Annotated in this window: 16 protein-coding genes; 3 read left to right on the top strand and 13 right to left on the bottom strand. The window is 64.2% G+C overall.

What is annotated here, in order from left to right:
* Positions 1–185: 185 nt before the first annotated feature.
* From LDZ23_RS07055 to LDZ23_RS07015, 9 genes are all read right to left on the bottom strand, one after another.
* The gene (locus LDZ23_RS07055; RefSeq protein WP_008349646.1) at positions 186–2,108 is read right to left on the bottom strand and encodes a PrkA family serine protein kinase; all 1,923 of its coding nucleotides are present in this window, start codon (positions 2,106–2,108) and stop codon (positions 186–188) included.
* A 386-nt stretch (positions 2,109–2,494) separates the two neighbouring features.
* Positions 2,495–3,256 (bottom strand): hydratase, encoded by a 762-nt coding sequence (locus tag LDZ23_RS07050; RefSeq protein WP_175982894.1) that lies wholly within the window; start codon positions 3,254–3,256, stop codon positions 2,495–2,497.
* A gap of 104 nt (positions 3,257–3,360) precedes the next feature.
* Positions 3,361–5,076 (bottom strand): methyl-accepting chemotaxis protein, encoded by a 1,716-nt coding sequence (locus tag LDZ23_RS07045; protein WP_244808086.1) that lies wholly within the window; start codon positions 5,074–5,076, stop codon positions 3,361–3,363.
* Positions 5,077–5,257: 181 nt separating this feature from the next.
* Positions 5,258–6,190, bottom strand: coding sequence for a ribokinase (gene rbsK, locus LDZ23_RS07040; RefSeq protein WP_244808085.1), 933 nt, complete (start codon positions 6,188–6,190; stop codon positions 5,258–5,260).
* 36 nt (positions 6,191–6,226) lie between these two features.
* Positions 6,227–7,249, bottom strand: a complete 1,023-nt coding sequence (locus LDZ23_RS07035) for a LacI family DNA-binding transcriptional regulator (protein WP_008349655.1) — start codon at positions 7,247–7,249, stop codon at positions 6,227–6,229.
* A 219-nt stretch (positions 7,250–7,468) separates the two neighbouring features.
* Complete coding sequence (locus tag LDZ23_RS07030; RefSeq protein ID WP_008349658.1) at positions 7,469–8,458, bottom strand: ABC transporter permease; 990 nt, start codon at positions 8,456–8,458, stop codon at positions 7,469–7,471.
* Positions 8,459–10,048, bottom strand: coding sequence for a sugar ABC transporter ATP-binding protein (locus LDZ23_RS07025; RefSeq protein ID WP_008349659.1), 1,590 nt, complete (start codon positions 10,046–10,048; stop codon positions 8,459–8,461). It abuts the gene before it with no gap.
* A gap of 158 nt (positions 10,049–10,206) precedes the next feature.
* On the bottom strand, positions 10,207–11,169 hold the full coding sequence (locus LDZ23_RS07020; RefSeq protein WP_008349661.1) for a sugar ABC transporter substrate-binding protein: 963 nt from the start codon (positions 11,167–11,169) through the stop codon (positions 10,207–10,209).
* A gap of 254 nt (positions 11,170–11,423) precedes the next feature.
* Positions 11,424–11,705, bottom strand: coding sequence for a hypothetical protein (locus LDZ23_RS07015; RefSeq protein WP_008349664.1), 282 nt, complete (start codon positions 11,703–11,705; stop codon positions 11,424–11,426).
* A gap of 227 nt (positions 11,706–11,932) precedes the next feature.
* On the opposite strand from LDZ23_RS07015, the gene LDZ23_RS07010 reads away from it, so the two are divergent.
* The 3 genes from LDZ23_RS07010 (at position 11,933) to LDZ23_RS07000 (ending at position 13,915) form a co-directional block, all read left to right on the top strand.
* Positions 11,933–12,229: a PsiF family protein gene (locus LDZ23_RS07010; RefSeq protein WP_008349666.1), complete on the top strand. Its 297-nt coding sequence runs from the start codon at positions 11,933–11,935 to the stop codon at positions 12,227–12,229.
* Positions 12,230–12,454: 225 nt separating this feature from the next.
* Positions 12,455–12,925: a hypothetical protein gene (locus LDZ23_RS07005; protein ID WP_244808084.1), complete on the top strand. Its 471-nt coding sequence runs from the start codon at positions 12,455–12,457 to the stop codon at positions 12,923–12,925.
* Positions 12,926–13,324: 399 nt separating this feature from the next.
* On the top strand, positions 13,325–13,915 hold the full coding sequence (locus LDZ23_RS07000) for a BPSL1445 family SYLF domain-containing lipoprotein (protein WP_008349670.1): 591 nt from the start codon (positions 13,325–13,327) through the stop codon (positions 13,913–13,915).
* A 111-nt stretch (positions 13,916–14,026) separates the two neighbouring features.
* Here the strand turns inward: LDZ23_RS07000 and LDZ23_RS06995 are convergent, their stop codons facing one another.
* The 4 genes from LDZ23_RS06995 to LDZ23_RS06980 all read right to left on the bottom strand — a co-directional run bounded on the left by LDZ23_RS06995 (position 14,027) and on the right by LDZ23_RS06980 (position 18,597).
* Positions 14,027–15,097, bottom strand: a complete 1,071-nt coding sequence (locus LDZ23_RS06995) for a glycosyltransferase family 4 protein (RefSeq protein ID WP_008349671.1) — start codon at positions 15,095–15,097, stop codon at positions 14,027–14,029.
* 229 nt (positions 15,098–15,326) lie between these two features.
* On the bottom strand, positions 15,327–16,712 hold the full coding sequence (gene otsA, locus LDZ23_RS06990) for an alpha,alpha-trehalose-phosphate synthase (UDP-forming) (protein WP_175982897.1): 1,386 nt from the start codon (positions 16,710–16,712) through the stop codon (positions 15,327–15,329).
* A 101-nt stretch (positions 16,713–16,813) separates the two neighbouring features.
* Complete coding sequence (locus tag LDZ23_RS06985; protein ID WP_244808083.1) at positions 16,814–18,052, bottom strand: mechanosensitive ion channel family protein; 1,239 nt, start codon at positions 18,050–18,052, stop codon at positions 16,814–16,816.
* 188 nt (positions 18,053–18,240) lie between these two features.
* Positions 18,241–18,597, bottom strand: a complete 357-nt coding sequence (locus LDZ23_RS06980) for a Rap1a/Tai family immunity protein (protein ID WP_008349679.1) — start codon at positions 18,595–18,597, stop codon at positions 18,241–18,243.
* Positions 18,598–18,631: the final 34 nt, after the last annotated feature.

Here is an 18,631-nt window from a genome sequence, read left to right as displayed (position 1 = left end):
TGGCGAGGTTGTGAGGCGCTGCGCGAAGCTTCGACTGATCGCAGCGTCTTTCGTCTCGCAAACTGTCCACTGTGCGGTCCGGTTGCAATCCACGCGCCCGGACCGCCGGGACTTCCTGACTATCGCTTTGCGCGGGACCGGAGCCAGGCGCTTCGAGCGCCGGCTCCCGTCTTGCCTTGCTTACATCACGACGACTTGCGCACGCGCAGATACCAGTCGCACAGGAGCCGGACCTGCTTCGGCGTATAACCCTTGGCGACCATGCGATTGACGAAGTCTTCGTGCTTGCGTTGCTCTTCGGCCGATCCTTTCGCGTTGAACGAAATCACCGGCAGAAGTTCTTCCGTGTTGGAGAACATCTTCTTCTCGATCACCACACGCAGCTTCTCATAGCTGATCCACGCGGGGTTCTTGCCGCCATTGGCCGCACGAGCGCGCAACACGAAGTTCACGATCTCGTTGCGGAAGTCCTTCGGGTTGCTGATGCCCGCGGGCTTCTCGATCTTCTCCAACTCGGCGTTCAATGCCGCGCGGTCGAAGCTCTCGCCGGTGTCGTGATCGCGGAACTCCTGATCCTGAATCCAGAAGTCCGCATACGTCACATAGCGGTCAAAGATGTTTTGTCCATACTCCGAATACGACTCCAGATAAGCGGTCTGAATCTCCTTGCCGATGAACTCGGCATAGCGCGAAGCGAGCACGTCCTTGATGAACGACAGATACTTCTGCTCCGTTTCCGGCGGGAACTGCTCGCGCTCGATCTGCTGTTCGAGCACGTACATGAGATGCACCGGATTCGCCGCGACCTCGCTCGAATCGAAGTTGAAGACACGCGACAGGATCTTGAACGCGAAACGCGTGGACACGCCCGTCATGCCTTCATCGACACCCGCGTAATCGCGATACTCCTGATACGACTTCGCTTTCGGGTCCGTGTCCTTCAGGTTCTCACCGTCGTAGACCTGCATCTTCGAGAAGAGGCTCGAGTTCTCCGGTTCGTGCAGACGCGTGAGCACGGCCATCTGCGCCATCATCTTGAGCGTGCCCGGTGCGCAGACCGCCTCGGCGAGGGACGAATTGCGCAGCAGCTTCTCGTAGATCTTGATCTCTTCGCCGTAGCGCAGGCAGTACGGCACCTTCACGACGAAGATACGATCGAGCAGTGCTTCGTTGTTCTTGTTGTTGCGGAACGCCTTCCACTCAGACTCGTTCGAGTGCGCGAGGATGACGCCGTCGAACGGAATCGCGCCGAAGCCTTCCGTGCCCTTGAAGTTGCCTTCCTGGGTCGCGGTCAGCAGCGGGTGCAGCACCTTGATCGGCGCCTTGAACATCTCGACGAATTCCAGCAAGCCCTGATTGGCGAGGCACAGGCCGCCGGAATAGCTGTAGGCATCGGCGTCGTCCTGCGAATACGTTTCGAGCTTGCGGATGTCCACCTTGCCGACGAGCGACGAGATGTCCTGATTGTTCTCATCACCAGGCTCGGTCTTCGCAATGCCGATCTGACGAAGAATCGACGGATAGCGGCGCACGACGCGGAATTTGCGGATGTCGCCGTTGTACTCGTGCAGGCGCTTCACCGCCCACGGCGAGAGAATGCTCTTGAGATAGCGGCGCGGAATGCCGTATTGCTCTTCGAGCACCGGACCGTCTTCGTCGTAATCGAAAAGGCCGAGTGGCGATTCGTTGACGGGCGAGCCCTTCAGCGAATAGAACGGCACACGCTCCATGAGCTGCTTGAGTCGTTCGGCGATCGACGACTTGCCGCCGCCCACCGGACCCAGCAGATAAAGGATCTGCTTCTTCTCTTCGAGACCCTGCGCCGCGTGCCGGAAGTAGGACACGACGTTCTCGATCACTTCCTCCATTCCGTAGAACTCGCGGAATGCCGGATACACCTTGATGACCTTGTTTGCAAACACACGCGATAAACGCGGGTCGAGCCGAGTGTCGACCATCTCCGGTTCCCCGATGGCCGTCAACATGCGTTCGCCCGCTGTTGCATATGTGGCAGGATCTTCTTTGCAGAGCGCGAGATACTCTTCGAGCGAGAATTCCTCCTCGCGAGTTTTTTCGAAGCGCGTCGCGAAACTGCTGTAGATATCCATGCTACCTCCTCGCCGAAGTCAGAAAGCTATGCCGTGCGCAACGCGCGTAATCGAAACGACATCGCTTGAAATCATCCTAAACCCTTTCGAATTTTTTTTCACGCACTTGCGTTGTTCATTTGCTTCGAAGAATTCCTAGCTTGGTGCGCTATTTTCGTTCACCTACAATGTTCATCCCAATGTCGCTATCCTCTTGCGCGACATGGTCCCTGCCTGTTCGCTTCCCCGCGCTCTTCGCTACTTATCTACTGCTTCCGTCCGCCAATGCGACGCGCGCCTCACATCCTTGGTTACGTGGACAAGCGCTCAAGAGATGCACGCATCCGATAAAGACGATGCGCGTGCGACATCATCAATAATCGTTCCCGGTGCGGCGCATCCGAACATCAAGCGAGCACCAATTCCAGTTCGCCGATGCGATCGATCGCACCATGCAGCATGCCCGGTCCATCGACGCGATACGCGCCCGTATAGGAACCTGTTGTAATGGTCCAGAACGGCTCGACCGTCAAACCCATGCGAGAACAATGGTTGACGAGCCACGGCAGCAATTCGCGCGGATCGCCCGCGGGATTGCCGAGCGCGGCCGGTGCGATCGACACGCCGTCGAGGGTGAATTCCAGTCGCGGCGTCAGAAAGTCGAAGCCCGGCGCGACGACGTCGTAAGGTTCCATGCCCGATACGACGAGCGCGCCGTTGTTCTGCGAATCCGCGAGCTGGGCCAGCGGATCGAGATTGGGCCATTGAGCGAAACGGCTGTCGACGACTTCGAGCGCGACCGCGATGCCGCCGATCGCGTCGAACACTTCCTCGCGTGTGTAAGGGTCGGGTCGCGCGGGCAGCGCATAGGAAAAGCGGAACGCGACTTCGAGTTCCACGAGCACGCGGAAAAACGATTGAAAAGGTAGGCGCGCGGGCGAAACATGGACGAGCGCGGCGTCGATGGGCGCGCCCGTGGCGAGCGCGTCGGGTGCGCGCGCGCCGATCTTCCAGGCGCCGATGCGCGCATCCGACTCTCTCAGCATCTCGTGCTGGATCGCGTAGGCGGTGGGCGCATCCGCAGGTATGTCGGCCGGCGCCAGCGTGTCGATCAGCTGATGCCGGCGGCGGGCGTCCGCGAGCTTCGCGGCGAGTGTCGATCCGGTCATGTCGATATCCTCGTGTGAGCGGTGAGGCACCCACCAGTGTACGGGTTACCGGATCGACGTTGGTCGCGCGCGCGCATTCGGGCCTTAAGCGCCGTCTGTCGCGCTCAGAAAGTCTCCCAGTCGCCGCTTGCCTCCGTCGTGGCGGACGCTTTCGGCGCGGGCGACGGCGCGGCCGGTGCGCGCCTCGCCGGCTTCAAGGCAACGCGCGCAGGCATCGTTGCGCGCGGTGCAATTTTCGCCGCCATCGTGGATGCTGCCGGAACAGCAGCAAGCGCCGCGCCGTCCGCGACCTGGAACACCGCCACCGCCTGCCGCAGCCGCCCGGCCTGATCTTCGAGCGACTGCGCGGCGGCCGCCGCTTCCTCGACGAGCGCCGCGTTCTGCTGCGTGACTTCGTCCATCTGCGTGACGGCGCGCGACACCTGCTCGATGCCGCTCGACTGTTCCTCCGACGCCGCCGCGATCTCGCCCATGATGTCGGTCACGCGCTGCACCGCGCCGATGATCTCGCTCATCGTGCGGCCGGCTTCGTCGACGAGCGTCGTGCCCGTCTGCACGCGCGCGACGGACGTGTCGATGAGTTCCTTGATTTCCTTCGCCGCCGCCGACGAGCGTTGCGCCAGACTGCGCACTTCGCCCGCGACGACCGCGAAGCCGCGCCCTTCTTCGCCCGCGCGCGCCGCTTCGACGGCCGCGTTGAGCGCCAGAATGTTGGTCTGGAACGCAATGCCCTCGATGATCGTGATGATGTCCGCGATCTTCGACGAACTGCCGTTGATCTCGCGCATCGTGTCGACGACCTGCGTGACGACCGCGCTGCCCTTGCCGGCGATTTCCGACGCGTTCGCCGCGAGTGCGCTCGCCTGCCGCGCGTTGTCGGCGTTCTGGCGGACGGTGCCGGTCAGCTCTTCCATGCTCGACGCGGTTTCCTGCAGCGCCGACGCCTGTTCTTCCGTGCGCGACGACAGATCGGTATTGCCCGCGGCGATCTGCTGCGTCGCCGACGCGATCGATTCGCTGCCCGAGCGCACCGTGCGGACGGTCGTCAGCAGGCTCGCGCGCATCTTGGCGAGACCTTCGAGCAACTGGCCCATTTCGTCGCGCGACGTGATGGCGACCTCGCGGCGCAGATCGCCCGCGGCGATCGATTCGAAATGACCGAGCGCCGCTTCGAGCGGCCGCGCGATGGCGCGCCTGAGCGACAGCCACGCGAACGCGGCCGCGGCGATGCCGAGCGCGATCGCGCCGAAGCTCAGCGCGCGGAACCATCCGAAGCGGTCCTGCGTCTCCTCATAGCTTCTCGCGGATGCTTCGGTCAGATGCTTGCGCAGCGCGTCGTTGGCGTTGGCGAGTTCGTTGTACGTCGCCTGCATCGCCTTGGCGTTCGCGATGATGGCGTCGTGATCGTTCGCCAAGACCGCCGCGACGCCCTTGTCGACGATGCCCTGCAGCGCGAGGCGCCGGTCCTGAGCAGCGTCGGCGAGGCGCTTTTCTTCCGGCGCTTGCGGCAGCGCCAGGTATTGCTTCCAGTAGCCGTCCGCGCGTTCGCGCATCATGCGCGCGCGCTCGACCGTGGCCGCCACCTCCGGCGTGCCGGCGAGCAGCGCCGCGCGATCGAACACGAGACGCTCGCGCGCCGCATACATTTCCGCGTTGCCGACGGCGATCGCCGCGGGCATCTGCACCGAATAGGTGTCTTGAAACGCGCGATTCGAATGGCTCATGCCGGTGAGCCCCAACGCGCCGATCGCGATGAGCAGTGCCCCCAGAAACGCCATCGAGATGCCGAGGCGCGCCTTGATCGTCAAAGCTGTTTTCATTGAATTTTTCCCTGATGTCGCTCGCGAGCGGAGTCGTCGTTGCGTGGCAGCGTGCGCGCTGGACATCGCGCGACCGCTATCGATGTAAACGGCGCGAATGTGTCGGCACTTGAGGAATTTGTTTCGTATGAAAAGAAAACGGCGCGTCAGACGCGCCGTGTTTTCAATGAATATTGAAAAGTTATGCTGAAATTTCGCTGCGGTGCGGAATCGATGGTTGCGCGCCCTCGCGCGTCACCGCGATTGCCGCCGCGCGCTGGCCGAACGCGATTGCGTCTATTGCCGCCGCGCCGCGTGCGAGTTCCGCCGAGAAGCCGCCGATGAACGTGTCGCCGGCGGCGGTCGTATCGACCGCTTCGACGCGCGGCGACGGCAGATGAACGCCTTCGTCGTCCGCGCCGTCGAGCAAAGCCAGCACGCCTTGCGCGCCGAGCGTCACGATGACGTTGCGCGCGCCTTTCGCCTTGAGCGCCTGCGCGGCGCGGCGCGCGTCGTCGGGCGTTTCGATGGCGACCCCGGAGAGCGTCGCGGCTTCGAGTTCGTTCGGAATCAGATAGTCGATCAGCGGGAACCAGTCCGGCGGCAATTTGCGCGCCGCGGGCGCGGGATTCAGGATCGTCGTGCGCTTCAGGCGACGGCCGGCGGCGAGCGCGGCGCGCACGGCGTCCGGCGGCGTTTCGAGCTGGCACACGATGACGTCGGCGCGCGCGATGAGCGCCTCCTGCGCTTCGATGCGCGCGGGCGTGACTTCGGCGTTGCTGCCCGCGACGATGACGATCGCGTTCTGGCTCGCATCGTCGACGACGATGAGCGCGACGCCCGTCGGCGCGCTGGCGCTGGTCGCGAGCGCCGTGCAGTCGATGCCTTCCGCTTCGAGGCTGCCTCTGAGCGTGGCGCCGTTCGTATCGGCGCCGACGCAGCCGATCATCGCGACATGCGCGCCCAGGCGCGCCGCGGCGACCGCCTGATTGCTGCCCTTGCCGCCCGGCATCTGCGCGAACGCGTGTCCGGCGAGCGTTTCCCCCGGTCGCGGCAGGCGCGGCGCGCGCGCGACGAGATCCATGTTGAGGCTGCCGACCACGGTCACGCGGCCGGTCTTGGCACTGTCGCCCATCTCGTTTCCTTTGGTTCCTTTACTGCACCGCGGTCGTTACGCCTTCGCGCCGCGCGACTCGGGCACTACCGCGGTCGATTCGCGGCGCACGAGGCGCGGCGGCACCACGCGGCGGCGCGTCGTGCCCGTCAGCTTGCCGGTGATGCGCTCGATCAGCGTCTGCGCGGCCATTTCGCCGAGCGCACGCACCGATTGCCCCACCGTCGACAAGGCCGGATAGGTGTAGCGCGACAGCTCGACATCGTCGAAACCGATGATCGAGCAGTCCGTCGGCACGTTGATGTGACGCTCCGCCGCCGCACGCAGCGCGCCGATGCCCATCATGTCGTTGCACGCGAAGATCGCCGTCGGCTTCATGTTGTCGAGCAGGAGCGAGGCCGCCGCGTAACCGCCCGTCGCGGAAAAGTCGCTCTGCTGGATCGCGTTCGGCGCGATTTCCATGCCGCGCTCGGCCATCGCGCGGATGAAGCCGTGCAGGCGCATCGCGGAAACGGCGGTCGCGACGGGGCCTGTGATGCAGCCGATCTTCGAATGCCCGAGCTGCAGCAGATGCCGCGTCGCGAGATACGCGCCCTTTTCGTGGTCGATCTGCACGAGGTCCGATTGCAGCCCCTCGATATTGCGGTCGACGATCACGAGCGGCTCGCGCGCGCCCGCGAGGCATTGCGCGAGCACCGAATCCTCGCCCGCCGATGCAATCACGAGCCCGTCGATGCGCTTTTCCTGCAGCACGCGCAGGTAGTTGCGCTGCTTCGCGGGATCGTCGTCGGAGTTGCAGAAGAACACGCAATAGCCGTTCTTCGCGCAGCCGTCCTCGACGCCGCGCGCGAGCTCGGCGAAATACGGATTCGTCGCGTTCGGCACGAGCAGGCCGATGGTCGCCGTCGAGCGCGCCTTCAGCGAGCGCGCGACCGCCGACGGCACGTAGTCGAGCTCACGGATCGCCCGCTCGACTTTCGCCCGCACGTCGGCCGAAACCGGCCGCGAATTGTTCACTACGTGGGATACCGTCGTAAACGACACCCCGGCAATGGCTGCCACGTCTTTGATCGTCGCCATACATCGTCCTTCGCTATGCTTTGGTCCAACTGCTCTTATTGGTCGTAAGGCGTCCGGCGCGACCACTTTTCATGCGCCGCTCTGCTTTCCCCGCGCCCTGCCTGCTTCATTGTGTGCGGCGGCGATGAATCCCCGTTCGCCGCTGCCGCCCGCTGCCTTCTCTCGTCGCCGGCCGTTGCTCCACCCCGTTCCGGAGCGCCCGCCTGCGCCGCCCTTCGATCAAACCCGCTTTCTCCTGCTGCGGTATGTATCCAGCACCACCGCCACCACGATCACCGCGCCGGTAATGATGCGCTTGGTCGGCTCGTTCGCGCCGATCTGCGCCAGTCCCGCCGCCAGCACGGAGATGATCAACACGCCGAAAAACGTGCTGATGACCGAGCCGCGCCCGCCCATCAGGCTCGTTCCGCCGATCACGACCGCCGCGATCACCTGCAGTTCCAACCCCGCGCCGGCGTTCGGATCGGCGGCTTCGAGCCGCGAGATCTGAAAGAGCGCCGCGAGTCCGGACAAGGCGCCCATCAGCGCGAAAACGATCACCTTGTACGGCCGCGGATTCACGCCCGCGAGACGCACGGCTTCCTCGTTCGTGCCGATCCCTACGAGATATCGGCCGAAAACCGTCCGGGTCAAGACCAGATGGGCAATTATCATCACCGCGACCGCGATCAGGAACGCGGGCGAGATGCCGAACGCGATCGGATTCGACAAAAAATCGAACGCATCGCCGATGTACGCCGTGCGCGAATTCGTCATCTGATACGCAAGCCCGCGCGCGCCTTCCAGCACGCCGAGCGAGACGATGAACGACGGAATCCGCCACGCCACCGTCACGAGGCCGGTCACGGCGCCCGTCAGCGCGGCGGCCGCGAGCCCGATCAGCGCCGCCGGAAACGCCGGCCAGTGCCACTTCAGCGCGGCCACGCTCACCACCGACGCGCCCAGCGCCAGCACCGAGCCGACCGACAGATCGATGCTCGCAATGATGAGCACGAACGTCATGCCGACCGACATCACGACGAGATCCGGAATCTGGTTCGCGATCGTGCTGAACGTGTCGTACGTCAGAAAGTGCGTGCTCAGCACCGAAAACAGCGCGATCATCGCGGCGAGCGCGCCCGCGAGACCCAGGTAATTCGAAATGCCCAGACGCGTGCCGACGCCTTTCGTGCTCTTCGGCGCATCGGCGGGCAGATTCGCTTCGCTCATTCAATGCTCCACGTTGTCTTCGGGCGCTTTCGCGTCCGGGGCGATGGGCTCGTGCAGGATCGCCTCGCGCTTCGCGTAACCCGAGAACGCCGCCGCGAGCAGCGCGTCCTGCGTCCAGTTCGCGCGCTCGAACACGCCCGTCATGCGCCCCGCCGACATCACGCCGATACGGTCGCAGATCAGCATCAGCTCGCGCAGGTCGCTCGACACGACGACGAGCGCGCGTCCTTCGCGAGCGAGCGCGCCCATCAGCCCGTAGATGTCGAACTTCGCGCCGACGTCGATGCCGCGCGTCGGCTCGTCGAACAGCAGCACCGAGCAGTCGCGCGCGAGCCACCGGCCGATCACGACCTTCTGCTGGTTGCCGCCCGACAGTTCCGACACGGCCTGCGCCGGCCCCGACGTGCGAATCCGCATCGCGTCGATCTGCCGTTGCGCGAGCGCCGCTTCCCGGCGCGCGTCGACCACGCCGTGCCGAGCCACCGCGCCGACGTTGCCCAGTGAAACGTTCGCGGCGATCGGCAGGCTGAGCAGCAGGCCCTCGCCCTTGCGATCCTCCGTGATGAGCGCGATGCCTTCTTCGACCGCATCCGACGGCGATTGCACCGTCACGCGCCGCAGCGCCTGCCCTTTGCGCGCGACGGACACCGTGCCCGCGTCCGCGCGATCCGCGCCGTAGATGAGCCGCATCAGCTCGGTGCGGCCCGCGCCGATCAGCCCGCTCACGCCGAAAATCTCGCCCGCGCGCACCTCGAACGACACGTCGCGCACGGCCGGCAGCCGCGTCATGCCTTCCACTTTCAGCGCGACATCGCCGATCCGCCGTTCGCCCAGATCGATGCGCTCGCCGATCTCGCGTCCGACCATCAGCGTGACGAGCCGGTCGCTCGTGAGCGCGTCCATCGGACCGATATGCACGAGGCGTCCGTCGCGCAGCACTGCCGCGCGCTCGGCGATGCGCCGCAATTCCTCCAGCCGGTGCGAGATGTACACGAGCGCGACGCCGCGCGCCTTCAGCCTTTCGACCTGCTCGAACAGCAGATCGACTTCGCGCGCGGTGAGCATCGCGGTCGGCTCGTCGAGAATCAGCACGCGGCAATCGCCGATCAGATTGCGCGCGATTTCCACCATCTGCTGATGCCCGATGCCGAGACCGCCGACGAGCGTATCCGGATCGATCGCGTCGAGCCCGACTTGCGCCATCGCGTGACGCGCGTCTTCTGCGAGGCGCTTGCGGTCGATCCAGCCGAAGCCCTTGCGCGGCAAGCGGTTCAGAAAGAGATTCTCCGCCACCGATAACGTCGGCAGCAGGTTCAGCTCCTGCATCACCATGCGCACGCCGAGCGATTCGGCCTCCGAGCGGCTCTTCGGCGCGTAGGGCTGGCCCGCGAGCGTCATCGCGCCGGTCGACGGATCGGTCAGCCCGCCGATGATCTTCGACAGCGTGCTCTTGCCCGCGCCGTTCTCGCCGGTCAGCGCGAGCACCTCGCCCGCGACGAGATCGAGCGATACGTCCGTCAGCACCGGCTCGACATAGGTCTTGCCGATGCCCGTCACCGTCAGCACGTTCGCATCGTTCGGTCCGGTCATGGGGCGCTTCAAGGCTCGGTTGTGCATCCTCGGAATGATCCAGCACGGCTGGGCGAAGCCCGCGCGAAAGGCCGCGGAGCGTGCCCGCGCCGTCTGCCTTTCGCGCTCGTCAGTGTGTTATCGGCACGCCCGCCGCGAACTTGAGGCTTCGCGCCGGCTCACTTCGTCACGAGATCGACCGGCGTTTCCACGACCTGCGAAAGCTCCGACTGCTTCTTGTGGCCGGCAATCGCCTTCAACGCCACGTCGATGCCGAACACCGCCTGCTTCGCCGCGTACTGGTCGGCCGTGGCGAGCACGCGGCCGTCCTTGAGCATCGGCTTGATCGCGCCGATGTTGTCGAAGCCGACGACCTGCACCTTGCCCGCCTTGCCCGCCGCGCGAATCGCCGACACGGCGCCGATCGCCATGTTGTCGTTGTCGCACAGGAGCGCCTTCACGTTCGGATTGGCGTTCAGGATCTGCGACGCGACCGCGTTGCCCTTGTCGATTTCCCATTCGCCCGACTGCAGCGCGACCACCTTCATGCCGGCGGCGTCCATCGCTTCCTTGAAGCCCGCGCTGCGCGCCTGCGAATTCGTCGTGGTCGTCACGCCTTCGATGATCGCGACTTCATCGCCCTTCTTCAGTTTCGGCGCGAGATAGTCGCCGACCTTACGCGCGCCCTTCTTGTTGTCCGGTCCGACGAACGGCACGTTCAGATCCTTCGACTTGAGCACGTCCGGATCGAGCCGGTTGTCGATGTTCACGACGATGATCCCCGCGTCCGCCGCCTTCTTGATGACCGGCACGAGCGCCTTCGAATCAGCCGGCGCGATCACGAGCGCATCGACCTTCGAGACGATCATCTGCTCGACGATGCGGATTTGCGCCGCCGTGTCGGTCTCGTCCTTGATGCCGTTGGTGATCAGGTCGAACTGGCCGGCGTTATGCGCCTGATAGTCTTTCGCGCCGGTTTCCATCGTCAGGAAGAACTCGTTGGCGAGCGATTTCATGACGAGCGCCACCTTGGGCTTGCCCGCCGGCTGCGCGAACGCCGATGACGACGCGAACGGCAATGCGGTGCAGGCGGCGAGCGCGACGGCAGCCGTGAGGACGCGTCGGCGGATGATTCGGTTCATGCGGATCTCCAATGCTTATTCTGGTTTGTTGGTCTTGCGAGATGCAGCGAACGCGAGCAACGCCAATCGAAACGCGCCGGACGCTCGCGCGCCAATGCCTTCGACGCCCTTTCGCGCACGTTTGAACGTTTGCTCGCCGTCGATTCTCGTTGGACAGGCGCCGGAGGTCAATCGGGCTAACGTGTAGTGCAGCACATACGACAACGCCGTCGAACGGCTGCTCGACGGCGTTTTTAGTTGCCTGCGGACAAGACTCAGAGATCTTCGACCGACTGCCCTTCGACCTTGTTGTCGATGATGTCGCGCGCGTAGTCGATGCCCGCGCGCGTCGCGTCGATCGGACTGTCGAACGGTTCCTGATCGGGCACGCCGAACATCACCGAGCGGCCGCTTTCGCCGTGCGCGCTCTTCGCGATCGTCACGACTATGTCGAAGTGTCGCGGGCTGTCGTCCGGCTCGTCGCGATCCTTCGCGCGCCTCAATGCCTGAACCTTGATCTCGAAGCCTTTGTAATGATCCGACAGCGGCGTGGACATGGACGATCTCCTTTCGCATTGACATGCATCGCACGATCATACGTCGGCTGCATCGGTCGTGCGGATCGCCGGCGACGAAAGGCGTTTGCAAGCCTCGTTCCCGCGACTCCCGATTTCACCCTATCCCGCACACCGTTCATATTGTGTTTGCCATAATGCGCGGGCGACATGCCGATACAGACACGCGCCGTCGAACAACAACCGTCACTCAAATCAGGGAGCGTCACATGACCATTCGAGCCACCGCCCTCATCGCCGTGCTGAGCCTGACGCTCGGCGCGAACGTCGCCTTCGCCGCCAACAGTCAGCAAAGCAAGATGACCGATTGCAACAAGCAGGCGGGCGACAAGAAAGGCGACGACCGCAAGGCCTTCATGAAGAGCTGTCTGTCCGCCGCGCCGGCTGCCGCATCCGCGCCGATGACGCAGCAGCAGAAGATGACGGCGTGCAACAGCCAAGCAGGCGACAAGAAAGGCGACGACCGCAAGAGTTTCATGAAAAGCTGCCTCAGCAACAAGGGCTGATCTCGCCTGCGTTCGCGTTCTGCACGCCGCGCCGTTCGCGCGCGGCGCCCCTTGCGTATTTACGCTCCCTACCGGCCGATATTGCACTGCACCCAAGCTAGTGATTCGCACCGTCGTCTTTTTCTCATAAGATGGCGCGAAGGCGGCCCCTTACGAAATACAAGAAAGACGCCATCGGCCGCCGCCGTTTCGAGCGAGGCGAAAAGCCGCGCATGGAGGCATCGGATGGCATGGAGACACAAGAACCGCTGGTTCAGGCGGTGGCTCGTGGCGATCACGTTCTGGTTCGTGCCGGTGCTGATCGTCGCGGTGAACGAAGTGCGCGAGGAGATGGCGTACAACAACGTCGATCTCCAGAAGTCGCTTGCCAGCTGGGAGTTGACCGATGCCCAACGCGCGGCCGGCGCCGCGGCGCGCTGCCACGGCACGTCCGAAGAAGCGCGCGCAGCCGGTTGTCCCGAAGATGCCATCGCCGCCACCGAGGTGAAGCATCAGGAAGCGCTCAACGAATACGCGCATCGCAAGGCGACGCTCGCCGATTATCTCTGGCATGCGTTCGTCGGCTACTGGATCGTGCCCGCAGCGTTCCTGCTCGTGCTCGGCGTGCTGATCGGCGGCATCCGGCGCGCGCTGCGCCGGCCGCAACACACGCCCGCGCCGCCCTCCGCCGAAGTAAAAACGACGACCCATCCGTGACCGAGCCTCGGGTACGGTCGTTGCTACTTCCTTCAGCGGTTTTCTCGTACGACCTAAAGGCAGCGTCACGAAAATTCTGCTCGCCTTGGGCCGCACTTCGGGCGAAAACGCCGTTTCCATTTCGGTTTGGTCAAAGCTTCGTCTAACCTTGTATCAGACGATGTGTGCTTCGAAAGATTTGTGTAATTTAACGACGCGCCTGACGCTTATGGGGACGGATTCGGAGTAAGCTAGGTCCGGCTTGTTCGCCCGAATGTTGCGGAGCCTGAAGACCCAAGCCTGACAAGGCTTTCGGCGCATGGGCCGAGGCTCGCGGTTTCACCTTGCTGTGCTATAACTTGGCGTGCCTCACCCTCCCGCTCTTATGGGGTTTCCTAAATTCCACGATGGAGAACAATGATGCAAAGACGAAACTTCATGCTCAAGTCGACGGCCGTGCTGGCAATGGGTGGCCTCGCGCTTGCCGGCTGCACGGCAAACCGGAACGCCGGCAGCGAAGCGGCCGCGGGCGCCGCCGATGACCGCCGCGCCATCGACGCAGATGTCGACAGCACGATCCAGCGTCTCTATGCCACCGTCGGCGGCTCGCGCGAGCTGGTCGCGAAAGCGCGCGGCGTGCTGGTGTTCCCGTCGGTGCTTCAGGCCGGCTTCATCGTCGGCGCGCAATACGGCAAGGGTGCGCTGCGTGTGGGCGGCAGCAGCGTCGGGTACTACAGCACGACGTCCGGCTCGTTCGGCCTGCAGGCAGGCGCGCAGTCGAAGGCGCTGATCTTCCTGTTCATGACGCAGGATGCGCTCGACAAATTCCGCAACTCCGACGGCTGGTCGGCGGGCGCGGATGCATCGGTGGCGTTGGTGAAGATGGGCGCAAACGGCGTGATCGACACGACCACCGCCACGAAACCGGTCGAGGCCATCGTGCTGACCAACGCCGGCCTGATGGCCGACGTGTCGCTGCAAGGCACGAAGGTGTCGCGCATCAAGTACTGAGCGCGTCGCGCTTTACCTCGCGGCGAATGCAAAACCGCCGTGTGGTGCGACCTTCCGGGTCGCGCCACACGGCGGTTTTTTGTTTTTTCCCGCGTCGTGTCGGGTCGCGCGTCAGGTCGTCGTCGCGCGATCGATCACTTTGAAGCGCGCACGCTTCTGCGCGCGCACCACCGACTGATACGCCTCCAGATATTGCCGAGCCATGCGATGCGACGTGAAGCGCTCCTCGAAGCGATTGCGCACGCGCTCGCGCGACAGCGTATGCAGACGATTCACCGCGGCCACCGCACCGATTTCATCCTCGACGATGAAGCCAGACACGCCCTCGTCCACCACTTCCGGCACCGAGCCGCGATTGAACGCGATGACCGGCGTGCCGCACGCCATCGCCTCGATCATCACGAGGCCGAACGGCTCGGGCCAGTCGATCGGAAACACGAGCGCGTGCGCGCCCGACAGGAATTCGGCTTTCTGACTGTCGTTGATCTCGCCGACGTACTCGACATACGGCAGCTCCAGCAGCGGCGCAATCTCGCGCTCGAAATACTCGTGGTCGGCGAAATCGACCTTGGCGGCAATCTTGATCGGCAAGCCGCATCGGCCCGCGATGCGAATGGCCGTATCGACGCGCTTTTCCGGCGAAATGCGTCCGAGGAACGCCAGATACTTCTGCTCCACCGGCTGCGGCACGTAGAGCTTCTCCGGCAAGCCGTGATAAACGGTGCTGACCCATTTCGCCTGCGGCAGCGGATGCCGCTGCGCGTCGGAAATGGAGATTACGGGCGCGGTGTTGAACGTATCGAATACGGGCTGCTGCTCGGGCAGATCGAGCCGGCCGTGCATTGTCGTCACGAACGGCGTGTCCTGGCGCTTGAACAGCGAGAACGAGTAATAGTCCATGTGAAAGTGCAGGACATCGAACTCTTCGGCGCGGCGGCGCACGAGTTCCATCAGCAGCATGTGCGGCGCGATGCGGTCGCGGATCGCCGGGTCGAGCCGCAACGCGCGCGGCCACACGGGTTCCAGGTTGGCGCTGGTCTGCGAATCGCCGGTGGCGAAGAGCGTCACCTCGTGACCGAGCTCGACGAGCGCCTCGGTCAGGTACGACACCACACGCTCGGTCCCGCCATAGAGCTTCGGCGGCACCGATTCGGTCAGCGGAGCAATCTGGGCAATTCTCATCGTTCTCGTCTCCATGCGGATATCGACGTGCGGCTGATCGCTTGCCAGCCGCGGCGCGCATCGAGTATGACAGCGGATCGTAAGGCCGGACAACGAGGTTTGCCCTTACGAATCGTTCCGCCATCCGCTGCGATGAAGCCCATTATCGAGTGCGGATGCGCCCGTTCCGGACGTCTCTTGCACTTTCATCGCTCTGTTACAGCACGGAAACATTCGTTTCCGGCGACGGTTACCGTTCGGCATCGCCGCGCAGATCGGCGAGGAAGTTGTCGCGCCACACGCCCAGATCGTGCTTGCGCAGCGCCGCCATGTTGGTTTCGTAGCGCTGCTTGCGCTCGGCGAGCGGCATCGCCAGCGCGCGGCCGATCGCTTCGCTCGTGCCGACGATATCGTGTGGATTGACCATCACCGCGCCGGTCATTTCATCGGCCGCGCCGGCGAACTGGGAAAGCACGAGCACGCCGGGATCGTCGGGATTCTGCGCCGCGACGTATTCCTTCGCGACGAGATTCATGCCGTCGCGCAGCGGCGTGACGAGCCCGATCTGCGATTCGCGAAACAGCGACATCAGCTTCCAGCGGTCGTATCGCTGATTGAGATAGCGGATCGGCGTGTAATCGAGCCCGGAGTAACGTCCGTTGATGCGCCCCGCTTCGTACTCCAGGTTCTGGCGAATCTGCTGATAGGTTTCGACGTCCGAGCGCGTCGGCGGCGCGATCTGCACGAGCGTGACATTGCCGCGCCACTCGGGCGACTTTTCCAGAAAATGCTCGAACGCGCGGAAGCGCTCGACCAGTCCTTTCGAGTAATCGAGCCGATCCACGCTCATGATGAGCTTACGGCCTTCGAGGCTCTGCTTCAGGTCCATCACGTCCTGACGCGCCTCGCCGCGTTCGGCCTGCTCGGCGATTTCATCGGGAAACACGCCGATGCGATAAACGTTCGTCCGCAGCTTGCGTCCGAACGCCTCGACGTGGCCGTCGGGGGTCGCGGTGCCGTGCGCGTGCCGGACGATGTAGTCGTGAAACGCGACGCGATCGCTTTCCGTCTGAAACCCGACGACGTCATAGCAGCACAGCGACTTCACCAGTTCCTCGTGCGGCGGAATGTTCAACAGGATCTGCGGCGACGGAAACGGAATGTGCAAAAAGAAGCCGATGCGATTCGTGATGCCCGCCGAGCGCAGCGCCTCGGCGAACGGGATCATGTGATAGTCGTGGACCCAGATGATGTCGCCGGGTTCGAGCAGCTTGATGAGCTTGTGCGCGAGCCACGCGTTCACGCGCCGGTAGCCCGCGTACTCGTCCCGGTCGTAGACGGCGAGATCGTTGCGATAGTGGAAAACCGGCCACAGCATCGCGTTCGAGAAACCGCGGTAGTACTGGTCGTAGTCCTTTTTCGGCAGGCCGACGGTCGCAAAGGTCACCGCGCCGTCCTGTTCGAGTTTCGGTCCCTGATTCGCGACGGTTTCGCTCACGACGTCGCCGCTCCAGCCGAACCAGACGCCGCCGCTGTCCTTCAGCGCGCCGAAGACGCCGACGGCGAGCCCGCCCGCGGAGCCCTTGGTTTCGGTCGGCGTGGCGACCCGGTTGGATACGACGACGAGACGGCTCATAGACTTTCCTTTTCCTCTTCGAACGTGAATAACGTGACTTAACGTGACTTTCTCAGCATCAACCCGAAATTTTCGACCCGGAAACGCCGCGCGGGTTTCCGTCAGGTCTTTTCTGCCGGCGCCGGCGCGGTGGACGCCGCCGGGTGCGCCCACGGGTCCGGCCCGGTCGGCTCGCCGCGGCTCGCGACCGGATCGGCGGCCGTATTCGCCGTGCTTGCCGCGTGTGCCGTGCCCGCCCTTTCGAGCGGCGGCGCGAAATCGACGTGACTTTCCTTGTCGGTCGACAGATCCGCCCGCGCGCGCGGCAGATAGTGCGGATAAGTCGCCTGCACGAAGTTCACGAGCCCTTCGCGCACGCGGCAGCGCAAATCCCAATTCAGCGCCGAGTCGAACGAACTGACGAGCACGCGCAGTTGCATCGCGCGGTCGGTGGCGTCGGTGACCTGCAGCACCTGCACACGGCCATCCCATTCCGGCGCGTGCTCGAGGATGCGCTCCAGCTCCTCGCGCAGCGGCGCGAGCGGCATCCGGTAATCGACATACAGAAACACCGTGCCGATGATCTGCGAGCTGTTGCGCGTCCAGTTCGTGAACGGATTCTCGATGAACCACTGCAACGGCACGATCAGCCGCCGCTGATCCCAGATGCGGATCGACACGTACGTGCCCGTGATTTCCTCGACGCGTCCCCATTCGCCCTGAATCACGACGACATCGTCGAGGCGAATCGGCTGCGACAGCGCGATCTGCAAGCCCGCGATCAGATTGCCGAGCACCGGCCGCGCGGCGATACCGGCGACGAGCCCGGCGACGCCCGCCGACGCCAGCAGGCTCGCGCCGATCTGCCGCACGCTCGGAAACGCCATCAGCGCCGCGCCGAAACCGATGATTACGATCACCACCATCACCGAGCGCGCGAGCACGCGCGCCTGCGTGTGGATGCGGCGGGCGTTGAGATTGTCGTCGGTGTCGAGCGGATGCGCCTGCACGATCGCCTCGCCCACCGCGCCCGCCGAGCGCGCCGCGAGAAACGTGAGCGCGACGATCAGCGCGACGGTCTCGACATCGCGCAGCACGCCGATGAACGGCAGCGTATCGGGCGCCTCGAAGATCATGAAACCGAGCCCGAGGATGATGAGCAGGATGAGCGCGGGCGTGTCGATATAGCGCAGCACGACGCTCATCAGCGGATAAGGACGCGCGATGCGCACGAGAATGCGCGCGCCGATGCGATGCGCGGCAATCGCAAACGCCACCGCGATGACGGCCACGACGAGCGCGCCGGGCCAGGTGCCGAGCGGACGTTCCGCAAGATTCAGGAAATGGTCGAGTGAGAGCATGAGCGTCGCGGGATCAGCCTCGAGAAAGTGAAAGCGGCGAGGAGGATACGGCGGTCGCATCGCACGGATGCGTGGTGCTGCGCGATATTGCGCCAGGTTGCAGACAGCAGCGGCGATGGCCGTCCGGGCGCGGCCGTCGCCTCTTGGTTCAGCAAGCGTGACGCCAGTGCTCCGGCGTCACCAGATGCTCAGCGTTCCGCCTTGCAGGGAAACGCCTTGCCGAGTCCGAGCGAAACCATCGTGGTCGCGTTGAAATCGGCCTTGTCGGGATTGTTGGCGATGTACTTGCGCACCGCGTCCGTAAGCTGCTGCGGCTTCACGTCCGCCGGCAGGCAGAAGTACTGGCCGACCTGCGGCCCGGAGGTTCCGCCGATCGCCTCGATCGTGTTGTAGATGCCGTCCGCCGCGCCTTCGATATAGGCCGCGCAGGCGGTCCGTGAGTTGGGATCCGTTTTGGTGCAGAGCTTGTTCAGATCGTTGCCGGTAAACGCGAACGCACAGACGGGCGTCGCGAGAGCACAGGCGAGGACGAATTCCCGCAGCATGGTCTTCCTTTTATGTTGAGCGGCGGCTTGGTCG

Source organism: Caballeronia zhejiangensis, from assembly GCF_022879815.1.
GTDB classification, from domain to species: domain Bacteria; phylum Pseudomonadota; class Gammaproteobacteria; order Burkholderiales; family Burkholderiaceae; genus Caballeronia; species Caballeronia zhejiangensis.
Note: the sequence above shows the minus strand (reverse complement) of the source record. Positions and strands in the feature narration are given on the sequence as shown.